General features: G+C 71.9%; 17 protein-coding genes. 12 read left to right on the top strand and 5 right to left on the bottom strand.

All coding sequences use genetic code 11. The features are described 5' to 3' along the window. Positions 1-16: 16 nt before the first annotated feature. Entirely contained in the window at positions 17-1,129 is a 1,113-nt protein-coding gene (locus tag ACFWRT_RS26955) for a DUF5937 family protein (RefSeq protein WP_380952216.1), read from the bottom strand. A 105-nt stretch (positions 1,130-1,234) separates the two neighbouring features. On the opposite strand from ACFWRT_RS26955, the gene ACFWRT_RS26960 reads away from it, so the two are divergent. Continuing rightward, positions 1,235-1,435 (top strand): hypothetical protein, encoded by a 201-nt coding sequence (locus tag ACFWRT_RS26960; RefSeq protein WP_380952134.1) that lies wholly within the window; start codon positions 1,235-1,237, stop codon positions 1,433-1,435. 44 nt (positions 1,436-1,479) lie between these two features. Here the strand turns inward: ACFWRT_RS26960 and ACFWRT_RS26965 are convergent, their stop codons facing one another. Further along, positions 1,480-2,763, bottom strand: coding sequence for a threonine aldolase family protein (locus tag ACFWRT_RS26965; RefSeq protein ID WP_380952133.1), 1,284 nt, complete (start codon positions 2,761-2,763; stop codon positions 1,480-1,482). Between the two features lie 170 nt (positions 2,764-2,933). Here ACFWRT_RS26965 and ACFWRT_RS26970 point away from each other — a divergent pair, with 170 nt between their 5' ends. The 10 genes from ACFWRT_RS26970 to ACFWRT_RS27015 all read left to right on the top strand — a co-directional run bounded on the left by ACFWRT_RS26970 (position 2,934) and on the right by ACFWRT_RS27015 (position 11,428). After that, positions 2,934-3,875 (top strand): Rossmann-like and DUF2520 domain-containing protein, encoded by a 942-nt coding sequence (locus ACFWRT_RS26970; RefSeq protein WP_380952132.1) that lies wholly within the window; start codon positions 2,934-2,936, stop codon positions 3,873-3,875. After that, entirely contained in the window at positions 3,872-4,921 is a 1,050-nt protein-coding gene (gene panC / locus ACFWRT_RS26975) for a pantoate--beta-alanine ligase (protein WP_380952131.1), read from the top strand. Before ACFWRT_RS26970 ends, panC begins: the two co-directional genes overlap by 4 nt. Beyond that, entirely contained in the window at positions 4,918-6,600 is a 1,683-nt protein-coding gene (locus ACFWRT_RS26980) for an L-aspartate oxidase (protein ID WP_380952130.1), read from the top strand. The genes panC and ACFWRT_RS26980 overlap by 4 nt, the downstream gene beginning before the upstream one ends. A gap of 162 nt (positions 6,601-6,762) precedes the next feature. Further along, complete coding sequence (nadC, locus tag ACFWRT_RS26985) at positions 6,763-7,839, top strand: carboxylating nicotinate-nucleotide diphosphorylase (protein WP_380952129.1); 1,077 nt, start codon at positions 6,763-6,765, stop codon at positions 7,837-7,839. Next, positions 7,839-8,636 carry a type III pantothenate kinase gene (locus tag ACFWRT_RS26990; RefSeq protein ID WP_030564824.1) on the top strand — a complete coding sequence of 266 codons (798 nt, stop codon included), beginning with the start codon at positions 7,839-7,841 and terminating at the stop codon, positions 8,634-8,636. Before nadC ends, ACFWRT_RS26990 begins: the two co-directional genes overlap by 1 nt. A gap of 162 nt (positions 8,637-8,798) precedes the next feature. Next, positions 8,799-9,392 (top strand): hypothetical protein, encoded by a 594-nt coding sequence (locus tag ACFWRT_RS26995; protein WP_380952215.1) that lies wholly within the window; start codon positions 8,799-8,801, stop codon positions 9,390-9,392. Positions 9,393-9,487: 95 nt separating this feature from the next. Then, positions 9,488-9,667: a hypothetical protein gene (locus tag ACFWRT_RS27000; protein ID WP_015609335.1), complete on the top strand. Its 180-nt coding sequence runs from the start codon at positions 9,488-9,490 to the stop codon at positions 9,665-9,667. 148 nt (positions 9,668-9,815) lie between these two features. Next, positions 9,816-10,334, top strand: a complete 519-nt coding sequence (locus ACFWRT_RS27005; RefSeq protein ID WP_380952214.1) for a BlaI/MecI/CopY family transcriptional regulator — start codon at positions 9,816-9,818, stop codon at positions 10,332-10,334. 9 nt (positions 10,335-10,343) lie between these two features. Next, positions 10,344-10,913 (top strand): amino-acid N-acetyltransferase, encoded by a 570-nt coding sequence (locus ACFWRT_RS27010; protein ID WP_076967056.1) that lies wholly within the window; start codon positions 10,344-10,346, stop codon positions 10,911-10,913. A gap of 179 nt (positions 10,914-11,092) precedes the next feature. Continuing rightward, a complete protein-coding gene (locus ACFWRT_RS27015) occupies positions 11,093-11,428 on the top strand; it encodes a histone-like nucleoid-structuring protein Lsr2 (protein ID WP_003968298.1) in 336 nt (111 codons plus the stop codon). Here the strand turns inward: ACFWRT_RS27015 and ACFWRT_RS27020 are convergent. Further along, on the bottom strand, positions 11,407-12,033 hold the full coding sequence (locus ACFWRT_RS27020) for an SCO3374 family protein (protein WP_380952128.1): 627 nt from the start codon (positions 12,031-12,033) through the stop codon (positions 11,407-11,409). The genes ACFWRT_RS27015 and ACFWRT_RS27020 overlap by 22 nt on opposite strands. Before the next feature lie 450 nt (positions 12,034-12,483). Between ACFWRT_RS27020 and ACFWRT_RS27025 the strand changes: the two genes are divergently transcribed. Beyond that, the gene (locus ACFWRT_RS27025; RefSeq protein ID WP_326705140.1) at positions 12,484-15,012 is read left to right on the top strand and encodes an ATP-dependent Clp protease ATP-binding subunit; all 2,529 of its coding nucleotides are present in this window, start codon (positions 12,484-12,486) and stop codon (positions 15,010-15,012) included. 76 nt (positions 15,013-15,088) lie between these two features. Here ACFWRT_RS27025 and ACFWRT_RS27030 read toward each other — a convergent pair whose 3' ends face one another. Both ACFWRT_RS27030 and ACFWRT_RS27035 read right to left on the bottom strand, forming a co-directional pair. Continuing rightward, the gene (locus ACFWRT_RS27030; RefSeq protein ID WP_380955557.1) at positions 15,089-18,346 is read right to left on the bottom strand and encodes an NACHT domain-containing protein; all 3,258 of its coding nucleotides are present in this window, start codon (positions 18,344-18,346) and stop codon (positions 15,089-15,091) included. Beyond that, the gene (locus ACFWRT_RS27035) at positions 18,343-18,726 is read right to left on the bottom strand and encodes a trypco2 family protein (protein ID WP_380955555.1); all 384 of its coding nucleotides are present in this window, start codon (positions 18,724-18,726) and stop codon (positions 18,343-18,345) included. The genes ACFWRT_RS27030 and ACFWRT_RS27035 overlap by 4 nt, the downstream gene beginning before the upstream one ends. Positions 18,727-18,964 lie beyond the last annotated feature (238 nt).

Consider the following 18,964-nt stretch of genomic DNA (forward strand, 5'->3'; position numbering starts at 1 on the left):
AAGCCCCGGCCACCGGCTACCGCAGCACGCCCTCCAGGAAGTCGCTGCCGATGCGGGCGACGACCGTCAGGTCCAGTTGGTGCAGTACGTAGCGGCCGCGGCGCCGGGTCGTGATCAGGCCCGCCTTCTTGAGCACCGACAGATGCCGGGAGACCTCGGGTGCGGTGATCCGGTGGGAGTCGGCCAGTTCGCCGGTGGTGTACGCGGAGCGGGCGAGGTTGCGGCACAGGCGCATCCGCATCGGGTGGGCCAGGGCCTCCATCCGGAGCTGGAGCAGCTCGACGGAGGCGGGGGCCGGCAGGTCGGGGAGGCGGACCGGGTACTGGATCACCGGCCGCCAGCCCGGTGCGTGCAGCACCATCAGGTGCGGCCAGCCGAAGCTGCTGGGCAGGAGGGTGAGGCCGGTTCCGACGTCCGGGTCGACGGCGGTGGTCCGGCCCTCGGCCAGCTTGTCGACGGAGAGCCTGCCCGCCTCCTCGTCCAGGGTCAGGGCGGCGGAGACCGCGCCCATCGCCTCCTGGACGCCCTTGCGCCGCAGCACCTCCGTCTTGTGCCGGGCGTCGGCGACCAGTTGGACGGAGACCCGGCGCCAGGTGTCCGCGAAGAACGCCTGGTCGCAGTCCTCGAAGAGCCGCCGGATCCAGCCGCGTACGCGGACGGGGTCGGCCAGCAGCCGCTGGGTGAACTTCACCTGCCGCGGGCCGCGCGCCGCCGCCATGTCCAGGGCGCGGGCCCGCATCGCGGCGTTCGTCAGCGGTGAGGGGTTGCCCGGCTCGACCAGGCCGGCGCAGGTGAACTCCAGCGCCGAGGTGACGAACCGTTCGTCGTCGATCCGGTCCAGGAGGTCCAGGTCCTCGGCGAGGTTCGCCCCCGGCCTGCCGTCGCCGCCGCGCACCCCGGCGTACGGCAGGAAGATGTCGGAGAAGGTGTGCCGCCAGAGGAACTCCGCCTCCAGCAGCCGGTCGGCGAGGTCGGGTTCCAGCGCCGCCGAGGTCGCGGTGGCCCAGCCGTGCACGCCGGGGTGGTGGCCGGGCTCGGAGAGCGCGTGCAGCGCGTCCCCCAGCTCGGTGAGCGGGGAGACCGCGAAAACGATGCGGTCGGAAGGCAGGCCGGCGATGTCTATGTTCACGCTCACGTGTCCCATGGTGCGGGGTACGGGGACAGGGCGTCGCCCCATTTGACGGCGGACGTCAATCAACGCGCGGACCTGCGGTGACGGGCGGACGGTGGATACATGGACGCCATCCAGCAGCACATGCTCGACACCTACCGCGCGGCCCGCCTCGGCGAGGCGGCACCGCCCCCGCCGGGCCGCCACGACCGCAGGACGCTGCGCGACCTGTACGACCACTGGCTGACCCACCCACCGACGCCGAACCAGCCCGTCCGGCTCCACTCCGGCCGGTCCGGCCACTCCAGCCCGTCCGGCGTTTGAGGACGGACCCCCGCCCCCGGGAGCCCGGCACCTCCACAACGCCCCTACTCCAGCAGCCCCACGAACACCCCCACCGCCTCCCGCACATCCCCCGCCGACCACTCCAGCCCGGCCCCGGAAACCGTCACCTCGGTCACCGATACCCCCGGCGGCAGCCCGGCCGCCCCCGCCGCCCCGGACCCCCACCGCCGGAACAGCGTCACCCCCGTCTCCTCCGCCTGCCGCAACGACGCCTCGTCCAGCACCTCGGCGTCGTACGGCAGCCACACCTGGAACTGGTGCGTGTGCGGCGGCTCCGGACGCACCCGGAACCACGGCACCCCCGCCGCCGCGAACCCCTCCGCCATCGCCCCGGCGACCACCTTCGCGTGGGCCACGTACGACGGCAGCCGGGGCAGCTCCCGGTCCAGCCCGATCAGCGCGGAGAGCGCCGCCGGGTACTGCTGGAAGAGCTGCCCCCCGTACCGGTGGCGCCACACCCGCGCCTCCTCCACCAGCACCGCAGGCCCCGCCAGCACCGCCCCCGACAGCCCGTCCAGCGACTTGTAGAAGGACACGTACACACTGTCCGCGAGCGCCGCGATCTCCTGAAGGCCCCGCCCGAAGTGCGGCCCGCACTCCCAGAGCCGCGCCCCGTCCAGGTGGACCACCGCGTCCCGCTCCCGGGCCGCCGCCACGACGGCCTCCAGCTCGTCCCACGTGGGCAGCACGAACCCGGCGTCCCGCAGCGGCAGCTCCAGCATCAGCGTCCCGAACGGCTCCGGGTGGTCCGCCACCTCCTCCGCGCTCGGCATCCGGGCCGCCGACGTCAGGTGCACCGTCCGCAGCCCGCTCACCGCCCCCAGCGACCCCTCCTCGTGCAGCTCCGGGTGGGCCAGCGGATGCAGCGCCACCGTCGCGTTGCCCGTACGCCCCGCCCAGCACCGCAGCGCGACCTGCTGGGCCATGGTCCCGGTCGGGAAGAACGCCGCCGCCTCCGTCCCCAGCAGCCCGGCCACCCGCCGCTCCAGGTCGGCGACGACCCCGCCCCCGTACACATCCACCGCGTCATCCGGATCGTGTACGAAACCGGAACCGGCCCCAGACCCGGAACCGGCCCCAGACCCCGAACCGGAACCGGCCCCAGACCCTGCCCCGACCCCAGACCCGGAACCCGCACCGGCCTCTGAACCGGTCTCAGGAGCCGTACCGGCCCCGATCCCCGCCGCCAGCGCCGCGAGCCCCTCCGCCACCGTGCCGTCCGTGGACCGGCGGGCCAGCACCCGGTGGGACCCGCGCCAGGCGGCCAGTCGGCGCCGCCGCTGCTCCTGCTCATCCATGGCTGTCATGGGACGATCATCCCCCGGACGACGGACGGCACGCCCCCACGATTCCCACCCGTTCCGCAGAGTTATCCACAGGCTGTGGGCGGCGGGCGGGCTTCGCCGAAACGCTGGCGTAGCATGCAGAGAAATCGTCCGGTACCCCCCCGCGGACTGGAACGGAAGGCCATCGCCGCGTGAATACGACAGTTCCGAAGGAACCCCTCGACGCGAGGGACCGCCCCGCCCGCCTCACCGTCGGCGTCGTGGGAGCGGGCCGCGTCGGCCCCGCACTCGCCGCCGCGCTCCAGCTCGCCGGCCACCGCCCGGTGGCCGTCTCGGGCGTCTCCGACGCGTCCCGGCGCCGCGCGGCCGCCCTGCTCCCCGATGTGCCCGTGGTGACGCCCGCCGAGGTGCTCGCCCGCGCCGAGCTGGTCCTGCTGACCGTCCCCGATGACGCCCTCCCGCGCCTGGTCGAGGGGCTCGCCGAGACCGGCGCCGTCCGGCCGGGACAGCTCCTCGTCCACACCTCCGGGCGGTACGGGGCCCGGGTCCTGGACCCCGCGCTGCGGGCCGGGGCCCTGCCGCTCGCGCTGCACCCGGCGATGACGTTCACCGGGTCCTCCGTCGACGTCCAGCGGCTCGCGGGCTGCTCGTTCGGGGTCACCGCCCCCGAGGAGCTGCGGCTGGCCGCCGAGGCGCTGGTCATCGAGATGGGCGGCGAGCCGGAGTGGGTCGCCGAGGAGTCCCGCCCGCTCTACCACGCGGCCCTCGCCCTCGGCGCGAACCACCTGGTCACCCTGGTCGCCGAGTCGATGGAGCTGCTGGCCAAGGCCGGGGTCACCGCCCCGGACCGGATGCTCGGCCCGCTGCTCGGCGCCGCCCTGGACAACGCCCTGCGCTCCGGCGACGCCGCCCTGACCGGCCCGGTGGCCCGGGGCGACGCGGGCACGGTCGCCGCCCATGTGGGCGAGCTGCGCGCGCACGCCCCCCAGATGGTCGGCGGCTACCTCGCGATGGCCCGCGCCACGGCCGACCGGGCCCTGGCCCACGGCCTGCTCAAGCCGGAGCTGGCGGAGGACCTGCTGGTCGCCCTGGCCGACCAGGAGAGCCGCCCGGGACCGGGGGAGACGCGATGACGACCAGCAGCCGTACGGGAAACACCGGCAGGACAGCCCCCACCCCAGCCCTCCTCCGCACCGCCGCCGAGCTCGACGCGCTCCCCCGCCCCGCCGGGGCCGAGCGGGCCGTCGTCATGACCATGGGCGCCCTCCACGACGGCCACGCCACCCTGATCCGTACCGCCCGCGAGGCCGCGGGCCCGGACGGCCAGGTCGTGGTCACGGTCTTCGTGAACCCGCTCCAGTTCGGCGAGGCCGCCGACCTCGACCGCTACCCGCGCACCCTGGACGCCGACCTGGCGACCGCGGCGGCAGCCGGCGCCGACGCGGTCTTCGCCCCCGGCGTGGACGAGGTCTACCCCGGCGGCGAACCCCAGGTCCGGATCACCGCGGGCCCCATGGGCGAGCGCCTCGAAGGAGCCTCCCGGCCCGGCCACTTCGACGGCATGCTCACCGTCGTCGCCAAGCTCCTCCACCTCACCCGCCCCGACGAGGCGTTCTACGGGCAGAAGGACGCCCAGCAGCTCGCCCTGATCGCCCGCATGGTCCGCGACCTGAACTTCGGCGTCCGGATCACCGGCGTACCCACCGTCCGCGACGCGGACGGCCTCGCGCTCTCCAGTCGCAACCGGTTCCTGTCCCCGCAGGAGCGGCACACCGCCCTCGCCCTGTCCCGGGCCCTGTTCGCGGCCCAGGACCGGCTCGCCGCCCAGCAGGCCCTGCACGAGCGCGCCAAGGCCACCGCCCCCGGCGGCGACCGGGCCGCCGGGCTCAACCGGCTCGGCGAGGCCCGGGCCGCCGCCGACGCCCAGGCCGTGGCGCTCGCCCGGCCGAACGGGGCGCCCGCCGCCGTACGGGCCACCGCGCGGGCCGTCCTGGACGAGGCGGCCGCCCGCGACCGCCACCCGCTGGTCCTGGACTACCTGGCCCTGGTCGACCCGGCGGACTTCACCGAGATCCCCGACGACCGCGAGAGCGGGGAGGCGGTCCTCGCCGTCGCCGCCCGGGTCGGGGAGACCCGCCTCATCGACAACATCCCCCTCACCTTCGGAGCCCTGACGTGACCGGAATACGGCTGACCGCCCCCGCCCCCGGCTGGGCCATCGACGCGGACGTCGTGGTGGTCGGCTCCGGCGTCGCCGGTCTCACCACCGCGCTGCGCTGCGCCGCCGCCGGCCTGGACACCGTGGTCGTCACCAAGGCCCGGCTCGACGACGGCTCGACCCGATGGGCCCAGGGCGGCATCGCCGCCGCCCTCGGCGAGGGCGACACCCCCGAGCAGCACCTGGACGACACCCTGGTCGCGGGCGCGGGTCTCTGCGACGAGGAGGCCGTCCGGACCCTGGTCACCGAGGGCCCCGACGCCGTGCGCCGCCTGATCACCACCGGCGCCACGTTCGACACCACCGACAGCGGCGACATAGCGCTGACCCGCGAGGGCGGCCACCACCGCCGCCGCATCGCCCACGCCGGCGGCGACGCGACCGGCGCCGAGATCTCCCGGGCCCTGGTCGAGGCGGTCCGCTCGGCCGCCCTGCACACCATCGAGAACGCGCTCGTCCTGGACCTGCTCACCGACGCCGAAGGCCGTACGGCAGGCGTCTCGCTGCACGTCATGGGCGAGGGCCAGCACGACGGCGTCGGTGCGGTCCGGGCCCCCTCGGTCGTCCTCGCGACCGGCGGCATGGGCCAGGTCTTCTCCGCCACCACCAACCCGTCGGTCTCCACCGGCGACGGCGTGGCGCTGGCGCTGCGGGCCGGGGCGGAGGTCTCCGACCTGGAGTTCGTCCAGTTCCACCCGACCGTCCTCTTCCTCGGCGCCGACTCCGAGGGCCAGCAGCCGCTGGTCTCCGAGGCGGTACGCGGCGAGGGCGCCCACCTCGTCGACGCCACCGGCACCCGCTTCATGCTCGGGCAGCACGAGCTGGCCGAGCTGGCCCCCCGCGACATCGTCGCCAAGGCCATCACCCGCCAGATGCACGAGCACGGCACCGAGCACATGTATCTGGACGCCCGGCACTTCGGCGCGCAGATGTGGGAGCAGCGCTTCCCCACGATCCTGGCCGCCTGCCGCGCCCACGGCATCGACCCGGTCACCGAGCCCATCCCGGTCGCCCCGGCCGCGCACTACGCCTCCGGCGGCATCCGCACCGACCTGCGCGGCCGCACGACCGTCCCCGGCCTGTACGCCTGCGGCGAGGTCGCCTGTACGGGGGTGCACGGCGCGAACCGGCTGGCGTCGAACTCCCTCCTGGAGGGCCTGGTCTTCGCCGAGCGCATCGCCGCCGACATCGCCGAGACCCGCCCACCCCGCACCGAACCGGCCAAGAGCACGGGCGGCGAGCCGGTCGCGCTGCTCGCCCCCGAGACCCGTACGGCGATCCAGCGCATCATGACCCGGGGCGCCGGAGTCCTCCGCTCCGCCGCCTCCCTGGCCACCGCAGCCGAAGAGCTGGAGGCCCTGAACCGCAGCGCCGCCGACGTGGACGCCGCCGACCCGAAGGACGCGGTGCCCGGGGTCGACGCCTGGGAGGTCACCAACCTGCTGCTGGTCTCCCGGGTCCTGGTCGCCGCCGCCCGGGCGCGTGAGGAGACCCGCGGCTGCCACTGGCGCGAGGACCGGCCCGACCGCGACGACGCCCACTGGCGCCGCCACCTGGTCGTCCGGACCGCCGCCGACCGCACGCCGGTCGTCCACCGTACGGAGACCGCCGCATTCCCGCCCGTACGCGCGGCGGATTGACCAGACTGCTGGAAGGCAGCGGCGCGAGCCGCACCCGCACAGCAGCCGCCCCCGAACAACAGCCGCACCCGCACAGCCGCAGCACCCGCACAGCAGCATCAGCAGCAGCACCGAACAGCAGCAGCACAGCACCACCCGCCACGCCCCCGAGGAGCCGCAACCGTGTCCACGCCCGAAGAGAATCCGCGCCCCACGCCTGTGGACGTACCGCTGATCCGGGTCGGCGCGCCCGCACCCGCCGCGTCCTCCGGGGGCTGCGGCGACGACTGCGGCTGCGGCGACGGCTTCGACCCCGACGCCCTGGAGTGCGGTCTCGACCCCGCGCTCGCCCTGCTCCTGGCCGAGGCGGGGCTCGACCCCGTCCAGGTCGAGGACGTCGCCCATGTGGCGATCGAGGAGGACCTGGACGGCGGGGTGGACGTCACGACCGTGGCGACCGTCCCCGAGGACGCCGTGATCACCGGTGACTTCACCGCGCGCGAGGCGGGGGTCGTGGCCGGGCTGCGGGTCGCGGAGGCGGTCCTGTCGATCGTCTGCACCGAGGAGTTCGAGGTCGAGCGGCACGTCGAGGACGGCGAGCGCGTCGCCCCCGGCCAGAAGCTGCTCACCGTCACCACCCGCACCCGCGACCTGCTGACCGGCGAGCGCAGCGCGCTGAACCTGCTCTGCCGCCTCTCCGGCATCGCCACCGCCACCCGTGCCTGGGCGGACGTGCTGGAGGGCTCGGGGGCCCAGGTCCGCGACACCCGCAAGACTACGGCGGGCCTGCGCGCGCTGGAGAAGTACGCCGTACGCTGCGGCGGCGGCGTCAACCACCGCATGTCGCTCTCCGACGCGGCCCTGGTCAAGGACAACCACGTCGTCGCGGCGGGCGGGGTCGCGGAGGCGTTCAAGCGGGTCCGCGCCGAGTTCCCCGACCTGCCCATCGAGGTGGAGGTCGACACGCTGGAGCAGGTCCGCGAGGTGCTGGACGCGGGCGTCGACCTGATCCTGCTGGACAACTTCACCCCGGCGGAGACCGCCGAGGCGGTGGCCCTGGTCGCCGGCCGCGCGATCCTGGAGTCCTCCGGCCGCCTCACCCTCGACTCGGCCCGCGCCTACGCGGACGCCGGCGTCGACTACCTGGCCGTCGGCGCGCTCACCCACTCCTCGCCGATCCTCGACATCGGCCTGGACTTCCGCGACGCAGACGCAGCCGCAGACGCCGCCGAAACCGACACCGACGGGGCCGACGCCTGATGCTGCTCACCATCGACGTCGGCAACACGCACACGGTCCTCGGCCTCTTCGACGGCGAGGAGATCGTCGAGCACTGGCGCATCTCCACCGACGCCCGCCGCACCGCCGACGAACTGGCGGTCCTGCTCCAGGGCCTGATGGGCATGCACCCGCTGCTCGGCATGGAGCTGGGCGACGGCATCGAGGGCATCGCGATCTGCGCGACCGTCCCGTCCGTCCTGCACGAGCTGCGCGAGGTCACCCGCCGCTACTACGGTGACGTGCCCGCCGTCCTGGTCGAGCCCGGCGTCAAGACCGGTGTCCCGGTCCTGATGGACAACCCCAAGGAGGTCGGCGCGGACCGCATCATCAACGCGGTCGCCGCCGTCGAGCTGTACGGGGGCCCGGCGATCGTCGTCGACTTCGGCACCGCCACCACCTTCGACGCGGTCTCCGCCCGCGGGGAGTACGCGGGCGGGGTCATCGCCCCCGGCATCGAGATCTCCGTCGAGGCGCTCGGCGTCAAGGGCGCCCAGCTCCGCAAGATCGAGCTGGCCCGGCCGCGCAGCGTGATCGGCAAGAACACCGTCGAGGCCATGCAGTCCGGCATCGTCTACGGCTTCGCGGGCCAGGTGGACGGGGTGGTGGCCCGGATGAAGAAGGAGCTGACCGCCGACCCGGACGACGTCACGGTGATCGCGACCGGCGGCCTTGCTCCGATGGTGTTGGGGGAGTCCTCCGTCATCGACGAGCACGAGCCGTGGCTGACGCTGATCGGGCTGCGCCTGGTGTACGAGCGGAACGTGTCCCGGTCGTAGACGATCCGGCCGCGCGGCGCGGCGTACCTGCGCGAACGGCTGGGGGCGAGGCCTTCGGACACCGTTCACGGGCGCCGCGCCACCGACGACCAGTTAAACGGATTTTGTCCATTTAGCACGTATTGTCGCGTCATGCCCACGCCCTACGGTTCACGAGGCGGCATGGCGTTCAGCGCGGACGAGCTGCGGGTGCTCCGACGTGCCCTTGCCATCGCCCTCCACCCCATGCCCCTGTCCGACGAGGATGTCCAGGACTGCCTGCGGCTCGCGGGCTCCGTGGACGAGGCGGTCGGGGAGGCGGGCCGGCTGCGAGCGTTCCTCCTCGCCGACCTCGCCCGCTACCGCGCCGCCCTCCCCGGCTCCGTCACCGGCTACCTGGAGCTCCTCCAGGACGCCCTGGCGGCCGGCTACGACCCCCGCCCGGACGATCTGGCGGCCCTGCGCGCCCTGCGCGGGAAACCGCTCGCGGCGGCCCTCCTGGAGCGCTGCCAGGTCCTCGCCGAGCGCTCCGTACGTGCCCGGCTCGCCGGCCGCTCCGCCGCCCTGTCGGCCCCCGGCCCCCGCAGCCGCCTGCTCGCCCTCCCCGGCGGCCGGGCGGCCGACCGGGAGCCGGACCGCCCCAAGGCCCCGGCCGCCCCCGTCCCGGGCCGCTCACCGGCCCCCGGCTCCCGCCCGGCGCCCAAGCCGTCCGAGGTCTTCCCGCCCCGGCGCCGCCCCACCCCGCCCCCGTCGGAGGAGGAGCGCGCCGCGGGCTGACCCGGCCCGCAGGTGTACGCCGGGACGCGGCGGCCTCCGTGAGACACGGGGAGGTCGCCGCGTCCCGGCGTCGGGGGCTCGCTACTCTGGACGGCATGGACTACGTATCCGCGCTTGTGCCCCCCGTGGTGATGGCCATCTTCTTCATCGGCCTGGTCGTGACGATCGTCAAGAGCCAGGGCGGTCCGAACAAGGCCAAGGAGGACGACGCGGTCGACGCCGCGATCGCCCGCGCGGAATCCGTAAAGCAGACCGCTCGTCCGGAGAATGCCTGACCTTACGGTCTGCCCCTTCGCACCCCTGGAGCGCACGGCTCATGAGAGCCGTGCGCTCTTTTGGCTCTGTAAATAACCAGCCATTCAGGACATCTGACACTAAAGTGATCCTGTGCCCCGTCAATTGGGAGAGCTGGAAGACGCCGTGATGACCCGCGTCTGGCAAGGGAACCGTCCGGTCACTGTGCGGGAAGTCCTGGAGGACCTCCAGCAGGAACGGTCCATCGCCTACACGACGGTGATGACGGTAATGGACAATCTCCATCAGAAGGGCTGGGTCCGCAGGGAAGTGGACGGCCGGGCATATCGATATACGGCCGTCTCCACCAGGGCCGCCTACTCGGCCGCACTGATGAACGAAGCCTGGTCGCAGAGCGACAACCCGGCCGCCGCTCTTGTCGCGTTCTTCGGCATGATGTCGCCGGAGCAGCGCGAAGCACTTCAGGACGCTGTTCGCATGGTTTCCCCGAACCCGGTGGACAACCCGGCGGACAACCTCGTGGACGACCCGGCGGACAACTCCGCCGACAATCCGATGGGCGGCCCGGCCGGCAATCCGACAGGTGGCCGTGCGGGCAATCCGGAGGGCGGTCCGCCGGAACCGGCCGCCGGAGCCCCCGAAGGCTCCGCCCCGGCCGATGGCACGGAGTCCGGGAGCGGGCGATAGCGTCGGGGCATGTCCCCAGAGCAGCCGCAAACCGAACCGGATACCGACTTTCATACCGACCCGTCGGTAAATAAGCCCGCCATCACCGTCCGCCGGGCCAGGACGAGTGATGTGTCATCCGTACGACGGCTCCTCGACGGGTACGTGTCCGGCGGCATCCTGCTCGACAAAGCCACCGTCACCCTTTATGAGGACATCCAGGAGTTCTGGGTCGCGGAACGCGACGAGGATGCCCGGGTCATCGGCTGCGGCGCTCTCCATGTGATGTGGGAAGACCTCGCGGAAGTCCGGACTCTCGCCGTCGACCCCCGCATCAAGGGGGCCGGGGTGGGGCATCACGTACTGGAGAAGCTTCTGCAGACCGCCCGTTGGCTCGGGGTGCGCAGGGTTTTCTGCCTCACCTTCGAAGTGGACTTCTTCGCCAAGCACGGGTTCGTCGAGATCGGAGAGACTCCGGTCGACACCGATGTCTACAGTGAGCTGCTGCGTTCCTACGACGAGGGCGTCGCCGAGTTCCTCGGTCTCGAACGGGTGAAGCCGAACACCTTGGGCAACAGCCGGATGCTTCTGCACCTGTGATGCGCGACCTGTGATGCGCGGTTGATGTGCGGTTGATGTGCGGAAGCCCTGCATCCCTATGTCCGAATCGCGCACGTTTCCCGTGTTCTCGCGCTCCTGGACCTCTCCCGGGGGTTTGTGTTTTTCCGAGAAAAGCGGTTTCCTTTCCGCGTACTCCATTTTCGATGAAAGGAAATCCCGTGGCACAGAAGGTTCAGGTCCTTCTTGTCGATGACCTCGACGGTGTCGAGGCGGACGAGACCGTGACGTTCGCGCTCGACGGCAAGACGTACGAGATCGACCTCACCACGGCCAATGCGGACAAGCTTCGCGGCCTTCTCGAGCCCTACACCAAGGGCGGCCGCCGCACCGGTGGCCGTGCCGCGACGGGCCGTGGCAAGGGCCGCGCCGTGGCCGGTGGCAACAAGGACACCGCGGAAATCCGCCGGTGGGCCCGGGAGAACGGCCACAACGTGAATGACCGTGGCCGCGTTCCCGCCGAGATCCGCGAGGCTTACGAGAAGGCCAACGGCTGATCTGCCGGACTGCCCTTACGCAGCCCGGCCCGGGCACGCGACAACCGGACCCGATGGCATTCCGTCGCCGCGGCGTCCACCAGGCGTACGAGATCGGGGGCATCCCCACCGCTGCTCCCGAAGCCCGTGAGAGCGGGAAGCGCCGGCCCGGGTGCCTGCCTCGGCTCGGGGGGCCGCAGCCATACGGCGGCCCCCGGCGAGCCCGCACCACCACCCCGGGGTGACGGAGCCGTGATCCGGCCCCCCGCCCCCACGGCGGTCAGATCGAGCGCGATCGGGCCCCACTCCAGCCAGTCGAGCAGCCCCGGCAGCTCATCGGCGCCGCCCGCGGCGACCAGCAGCCCCATCCGTCCACCGCTCAACAGCACCGGCCCGGTCCGCACCGGGCGGCGCAGCAGGGCGTGACCGGCCTCGGCGGGAAGTTCCAGCACGTCGAAGCCGACCCCGGTGAGCAGTCGCACCGGAGCGCGCCCCTCGGTTGCCCAGCCGAGCCCCTCCTCGTACCACCGGGCGAGAGCGGCGGGACGGGCAGCGATCGGGCCCGGACCGGCACGGCCGGGACCGGCATCGCGTGACGATCGGGGCGGCGGAACGATGAAGGCCATGTCCGATGAACCGCTGAACCGACGGTGAGGTTACGCAGGGTTCCCGGACGATCACATTGCGTCCGCCTTCCGGGGGCGCGCAGGAGCGTCGCGGAGCGCAAGGTTGTTCGCCCGTAGCGGAGGGAACCGGGGCGCGCCGCATGGACTGTCAGTGATTGCGGGTAAGACTTTCCTAGTGGGAAGGGGCGACACGCGGGCCGAGGCGTCTCACGTTCGCCATCGGCGTACTGGCGAAAGGGGTATCTGCCTGGCCTGCGGGAACATCGTCTCGCACCATCGGGTTGGAGCAGTTGTCAGCTGTTCGGCAGTAAGAATCCCCGCCCGGTGCGGGGTGATCCGGACGGATGTCGGCAGTTGGAATGAGCTGTCCCGTCCTGCGGGACTAGCATGCGGAAGGACTGGGAGGGGACCGACCCCTCACTGACCGACCGCTCTGAGGAGCGATTAACGATGTTCGAGAGGTTCACCGACCGCGCGCGGCGGGTTGTCGTCCTGGCTCAGGAAGAAGCCCGGATGCTCAACCACAACTACATCGGCACCGAGCACATCCTCCTGGGCCTGATCCATGAGGGTGAGGGTGTCGCCGCTAAGGCCCTGGAGAGCCTCGGGATTTCGCTCGAGGCGGTCCGCCAGCAGGTGGAGGAGATCATCGGGCAGGGCCAGCAGGCCCCTTCCGGACACATCCCCTTCACCCCGCGAGCCAAGAAGGTCCTGGAGCTGTCGCTCCGCGAGGCCCTTCAGCTGGGCCACAACTACATCGGCACCGAGCACATCCTGCTCGGCCTTATCCGCGAGGGCGAGGGCGTCGCCGCCCAGGTCCTCGTGAAGCTGGGCGCCGACCTGAACCGGGTCCGGCAGCAGGTCATCCAGCTGCTTTCCGGATACTCGGGCGGCAAGGAGACGGCGGCCGCAGGCGGCCCCGCGGAGGGCACGCCCTCCACCTCCCTGGTGCTCGACCAGTTCGGCCGGAACCTCACCCAGGCCGCTCGTGAATCCAAGCTCGACCCGGTCATCGGGCGCGAGAAGGAGATCGAGCGGGTCATGCAGGTGCTGTCCCGCCGGACCAAGAACAACCCGGTCCTCATCGGCGAGCCCGGCGTCGGCAAGACGGCGGTCGTCGAGGGCCTGGCCCAGGCGATCGTCAAGGGCGAGGTGCCCGAGACCCTCAAGGACAAGCACCTCTACACCCTGGACCTCGGCGCCCTCGTCGCCGGTTCGCGGTACCGGGGTGACTTCGAGGAGCGCCTGAAGAAGGTCCTCAAGGAGATCCGCACCCGCGGCGACATCATCCTGTTCATCGACGAGCTCCACACGCTCGTCGGAGCGGGTGCCGCCGAGGGCGCCATCGACGCGGCTTCGATCCTGAAGCCGATGCTGGCCCGCGGTGAGCTCCAGACCATCGGTGCCACCACGCTCGACGAGTACCGCAAGCACCTGGAGAAGGACGCGGCCCTCGAGCGCCGCTTCCAGCCCATCCAGGTCGCGGAGCCGTCGCTGCCGCACACCATCGAGATCCTGAAGGGCCTGCGCGACCGTTACGAGGCCCACCACCGGGTCTCCATCACGGACGAGGCCCTCGTCCAGGCCGCGACCCTGGCAGACCGGTACATCTCGGACCGCTTCCTGCCGGACAAGGCGATCGACCTGATCGACGAGGCCGGCTCCCGGATGCGCATCCGCCGGATGACCGCGCCGCCGGACCTCCGCGAGTTCGACGAGAAGATCGCGGGCGTGCGTCGCGACAAGGAGTCGGCCATCGACTCCCAGGACTTCGAGAAGGCAGCCTCCCTCCGCGACAAGGAGAAGCAGCTGCTGGCGGCGAAGGCCAAGCGCGAGAAGGAGTGGAAGGCCGGCGACATGGACGTCGTCGCCGAGGTCGACGGCGAGCTGATCGCCGAAGTCCTGGCCACGGCGACCGGTATCCCGGTCTTCAAGCTGACGGAGGAGGAGTCCTCCCGTCTGCTGCGCATGGAGGACGAGCTCCACAAGCGCGTCATCGGGCAGAAGGACGCCATCAAGGCCCTCTCGCAGGCGATCCGCCGCACGCGAGCCGGCCTGAAGGACCCCAAGCGCCCCGGTGGCTCGTTCATCTTCGCCGGCCCGTCCGGTGTCGGTAAGACCGAGCTCTCCAAGACGCTCGCCGAATTCCTCTTCGGCGACGAGGACGCGCTGATCTCCCTCGACATGTCGGAGTTCAGCGAGAAGCACACGGTTTCCCGCCTCTTCGGTTCGCCCCCCGGTTACGTGGGCTACGAAGAGGGCGGCCAGCTCACCGAGAAGGTGCGCCGCAAGCCGTTCTCCGTCGTCCTCTTCGACGAGGTCGAGAAGGCTCACCCCGATATCTTCAATTCCCTGCTCCAGATCCTGGAGGACGGTCGCCTGACCGACTCCCAGGGCCGGGTCGTGGACTTCAAGAACACGGTCATCATCATGACGACCAACCTCGGGACCCGGGACATCTCCAAGGGCTTCAACCTGGGCTTCGCCGCCCAGGGCGACGTCAAGACCAACTACGAGCGCATGAAGGTCAAGGTCAACGAAGAGCTCAAGCAGCACTTCCGGCCGGAATTCCTCAACCGTGTCGACGACACGGTGGTCTTCCACCAGCTGACCGAGGAAGACATCATCCAGATCGTCGACCTCATGCTCGCCAAGGTCGACGAGCGGCTCAAGGACCGCGACATGGGCATCGAGCTCAGCTCCGAGGCCAAGTCGCTCCTGGCGAAGAAGGGCTACGACCCCGTGATGGGCGCCCGGCCGCTGCGCCGGACGATCCAGCGCGAGATCGAGGACATCCTCTCCGAGAAGATCCTCTTCGGTGAGCTGCGCCCCGGTCACATCGTGGTCGTCGGCGTCGAGGGTGAGGGCGACGAGAAGAAGTTCTCGTTCCGCGGCGAGGAGAAGTCGGCTCTGCCCGACGTCCCCCCGATCGAGCAGGCGGCAGGCGGCGCCGGCCCGAACCTGACGAAGGACGCGTGACACCCGTATAGGGCGTCATTGGAGGGGCTGCCCCGGACCCGGCTTCACAGCCGGGTCCGGGGCAGCCCCTTTCGGGTCAGAAGGGGATGGCGGTGAGACGTCCGCTCAGTTCCGCCGCCCCGATGAGTCGGGACGTTTGCAGCCCGATGACCCGCACCCGCAGGTCCGGCCAAGTGTGCAGAGCGGTGAGGTCCAGGGCGTGCTGTTCGAAGGCATCCAGGGTGAGGCGGGTGACCCCGGGGAAGAGCGGCCGCAGCATCCCCAGGTCTTCGCCGCGGGGCGGGGCTTGTACGGTCAGCTCTCTGATGCCGGGGGCGGACACCACGCGGGTCGGCCGGTGTGCCCAGGAGAACGCCTTGAGGCGGAGACGGGTGAGCCGGGGATGCTCCCGCAGCGCGGCGAGGGCCTCGTCGAACGTGGCGAGTTCGGAGAGTTGTAGCTTCGTGAGCGACTTCCAGGCGTTGAGCCCGTCCAGTGCAAGCGGACGGCGGCTCTCCACCGACAGCTCGGTGACGCCAGGGTGAGCGGCGATCTCGCTCAGCCGGTCCGCCGCGAGATGGTTCAGGGTGAGGTCCGACAGGTTGGGCAGCCCCGTCAGCTCTGCCAGCTCCCCGAGCCGTAATTCCTGCGCGTCCAGGGACAGGTACCTCAGGTTGCGGAGCCCGGAGAGTGGTCTCAGGTCCCGGACTCCCGGGCACTGATGGATGCTGAGCCACGACAGGGAATCCGCGACGGTGCCCAGATGCGAGACCTCGGTGAGCGCCGCGTTCTTCGCGAGAAAGAGCGATTCGATCCGGGAGCCTTCCAGCGCCGCGCCGATCTCCGTGTCGGGCAGGTCCAAGCGCAGCGACACGGCGCGCACGGAGGGAAGGTGTCTCAGTGCCTCCAACTGCTTGCGGTCGTTCACCTGGAGGATCGCCTCAGCGAGATCGCAGTGGACCAGTACCTCGGTGGCGTACTCCTCGGGCGGGAAGCGTTCCCAGGCGTTCACGAACGAGCCGCTCAGGCGGGGGTGGGCCAGAACCCACGCGCGGGCGTGAGGGATGGCGGATCCTCCCCCTATGTCCACGATCAGCTCGGCGACGCGCTGGACGCCCCGTCCCTCGCCGGACATGTGCCGCGGGTCGGGCAGAAACGCCAGTGCGGCCGGGCCCAACCGGGTCAGGGAACGCACCTGGCGGACGGTGGACGGCGGGAACAGCGCCGACGTACTCGCCCGGACCCGGGACCGTACCGGGCCGTCCAGGTAGGTCGCGTGCTGTGCGCACAGCTCGGCTAGGACATGGACGGTGGTGCGGTCGTCCGTGCCGGTCCTGTGCTTCAGCCCCATGTCCAGCAACCCCTGCACCAGCGATTGGAGTTGACGTCGACCGCAGTGCCCCGCCGCCAGCAGGATCACGTCCTGCCAGGACTCCTCGTCCGCGTGCCGCAGCATCTCCTTCAGATGCTCGTCCTCGATCAGCTCCTTCGCGGCCAGGTAGTCCTGGAAGGTCCGGTGGATGAACTGGTAGGTGTCATCGGCGTTCTCCTGGAGCAGACCGCTGCGGTTGAGCAGGTGGGTGAGGATCGTCTCGGGCCGGCCCTGGGCGCTCACCCGCTCCATTCCGGTCAGTGCGCGCCGGAGTTGGCGCAGGGCCTGGTCCCGGGTGAACTCCGACTGGCCCTCACGGACCAGCCAGGCCGCGATCCGCTGGAGCAGCTGGGTGTGTTCCTCGATGTCCAGCTCGATGCCTTCGGGACCATCGACCCGACGGAGGCGGTCGCGGTGGCCCAGGAGCATTTCCAGCGTCGAGCTGTACAGGCTCCACCGGGTCTCCGGGAGCAGGCCCTCGCGACGGCGGTGCAGGGCGCAGATCACCGCGCAGAGCAGGGGCGTATGCGCCAGGTCACGGAGCGTCGGGTTCTGGTCGAACTGGCGGGAGAGATCCTGTTCCAGCTCGACCAGGCGGTCTGCGTCGTCCTCCTCGGAAAGCCGGGCCGCCCGGTGCCAGGAGCCTACGAACGCCTGGATGTCCTCGTTCCGCATGGGCAGCAGGCGTAACTCCGTGAATCCCTCCGACCGCAGCCAGTCCGGTTCGACGGCGAGCGGTCGTACGGTCGCCACGCACCGGGTCTCCGGGTAGCGCCGCAACAGTTGCGACAGCCAGTCGTACGCCTGCTCCCGGTCCTCCGGCGGTACCTCGTCCAGCCCGTCCACCAGCAGCAGGGCCCGCCCGGAGTCCAGGACCCGGCCCGCCCACCCCTCCGGCGCCGCGTCGACCACCAGGCCCGCAGCGCCGGACAGCTCTCCCGGGCTCGGGAACCCGCCGCCGCGAGCCCGCAGGGTGCGCAGCGGCACCATGAACGGGACCAGGCCGTTCAGCGAGGCCAGGTCGGCGTCCAGGGTGCGGGCCGAAGCGTGGGCGGCCAGCCACCACAGCAGGGTCGTCTTGCCCGCGCCCGCCTCGCCGCGCAGCAGGACGCGGGGGCGGTCGGTGAGGAGGGTGTCGATGCGCTGGGGGAGGGGCGGGCCCGGCGCGGCCCGGTCCTGCGCCTGGGCCTCCAGGCTGAGGTAGGCCGTGTCCAGGTCCCACTCGGAGTCGTGCCGGCTCAGCTCGTCCAGGCCGAAGATCTTCGTACGGCGGTACGCGACGCCCAGCGCCTGCGCGTACTCCGCCTCGTAGCGCAGGTCCCCCGGGAAGTTGCCGTGGACGCGTTCCTCCCGCAGCAGGGCGCCGGTCCTGCGGTAGGCCTGCACGAAGGGCTCCGCCGCCAGGACCGGGCCGAGCGGGACGCACTCGACCCGGCGGCCCTCCCGCCGCTGCGGGACCTGGCGGGCGATGCCCAGGAGGATGTCCCCGGCGAAGAGCGGGCCGCCGGACAGCCCGGACAGGGCCGGCGGCTCGTCGTCCGGGACGGCGGCGGGCGGGCCGTCCAGGTCGCAGACCAGCAGGTCACGGACCCGGCCCGCCATGGGCAGGACCGTCACCGTGTAGTGGTCCGCCTCCAGGCGCTTGTCCGGTCCGTAGCGCTGCACGCGCGGGAAGCCGGTGATCTCGCAGCCGGGAATCGCCTCGCGGGTGTCCAGCACGCCGAGCCGCACCGGGGGGACCGCCCGCACCGGTTGGGTGGCCTCCAGCAGGGCCACGTCCAGCCGGTAGTCGATCCAGGCGACCGTGGCCCGTACCCGGTCCGGGAGCGCGGGGTGGGCGATGTGGACGGAGCCCGTCTTGACCACGTGGGCGCAGGTCAGGACCAGCCGGTCGGTGAGCAGGAGGCCGCTGCCCTGGCGGGCGCCGGAGACGACCACCGTACGGTCGGCGAGGTGCGTGACAGATGGGGGCGGCGAGATCACGGCCTGCCCGCCCCGTCCCCGGCCTCCGCCGCGGAGTCCGTGCAGCCGAACCCCGCCGTGGACCCGTCGTCCTCCGTCCCCACCTCCCAGGCCTCCCCGGTCACCGCGTTCCGCGGGCTCAGGGTGAAGGCCACCTTGTGCGTGCGGCCCGTCGCCCGGGACGCGTCGGCGCCCGCCTCGACGACCCAGGCCTTCACCTTGCCGCCCGCCTTGGCCTCCTTGCGGAGTTCGAGGGTGAACTCCATCTGGATGTCCCCGACCGCGAAGGCCAGCGGGCGGCCCGTGGCCCGGGCCGCCGCCTCCACCAACTGGTTCCGGATGGATTCGACGGCATCGGCGAGCTCGATGCCGTCCAGGTCATGGGTGTTCTCGGCCGTCATGGTGGTCCCCCCGGGGCGCGGATCCGCTTTCCCGTCAGCGTAGTGATGGAGCAGGCCGAAGGTCCCGAATCGGAAGGACCTAGGTCCCACCGGCGGTGACAAGGCGCACAGGCCGAAACAGGCCTACTACCCGCGCTAGGAGATGGCGTCGAAGCGGGGTGAGGGACCTTCGGCCCGGCGGAAGCGGGCCGGGTCCGCGCGGCGGGCGATACGGCCCGTTCGCGGCGCCATGTCCGGA

It is taken from the genome of Streptomyces cyaneofuscatus, from assembly GCF_042718795.1.
GTDB lineage: Bacteria > Actinomycetota > Actinomycetes > Streptomycetales > Streptomycetaceae > Streptomyces > Streptomyces cyaneofuscatus_A.